Origin of the sequence: Prevotella sp. MGM1 (assembly GCF_002933775.1) — a bacterium.
In the GTDB taxonomy this organism is placed as follows: domain Bacteria; phylum Bacteroidota; class Bacteroidia; order Bacteroidales; family Bacteroidaceae; genus Prevotella.
In genome coordinates this window covers 1-718 of the sequence record NZ_BEWV01000171.1, presented here as the reverse complement: position 1 = coordinate 718, position 718 = coordinate 1, and the positions used below count along the sequence as shown (strand labels likewise).

The 718-nt window shown below is 38.3% G+C and carries 1 protein-coding gene; it reads right to left on the bottom strand.

The annotated features are described in order from the left end of the window. Positions 1 to 503: 503 nt before the first annotated feature. Positions 504 to 718, bottom strand: a 215-nt coding sequence (locus MoGM_RS13020; RefSeq protein WP_233210189.1) for a hypothetical protein, incomplete at its 5' end; no start/stop codon positions are given.

Below are 718 nucleotides of genomic sequence, written 5' to 3'. Positions count from 1 at the left end.
GTATTTACACCATGTTGAAAATTCAGTAATAGACGCTCCGTTTCTTTCTCTCGGTCGGTGAAATTATCGCCCGATGTGGCAACGCCAAATATAAAAGGCTTGTTCTCCATAATCTTCAGTTTTATTCAAGTGCAAAGGTACAAAATATTGTTATTACTAATACCGTTATTACTAATAAAATTATTACCGCCGTATGTTTTCTCGTCTAAAACTCTGTTACGCGCCTTCATAGCTCACATTGTTGATTCAGACAAAACTACCATGTATACGTGAGTTCGGTATAAGATTATTGCCCATTAAAATTGGTAATCCCGTAAATATGTTGTACCTTTATAGTGTTAAAGTACAAGATGTTACAACAGATATAAGCGATGATTACCGAGGACAAAGTTATAGAGATTTTCTGTATTATGGATGAGTTTTGCAAGAATTTTGCATCCGAGTGTGACAGAAACTTCCTTTTGGAAGACAAGACGCACCGTCACCGCAACCGTAAGGGGCAGTTAAGCCATAGTGAGATAATGACAATACCTGTCTGTTGTCACTTCGGCTCGTTCGCCAATTTCAAGCACCACCACCTCTTTTATATACGTCAGCACCTGTCCGGCTGTTTTCGGAAACAAACCGGAATCGCTACCTGTACATGTGGAAAAATCAAAACAACTCACACTCTTTTGAACAAATCTTATACCGAACTCGCGTAAATAGATATTAATTG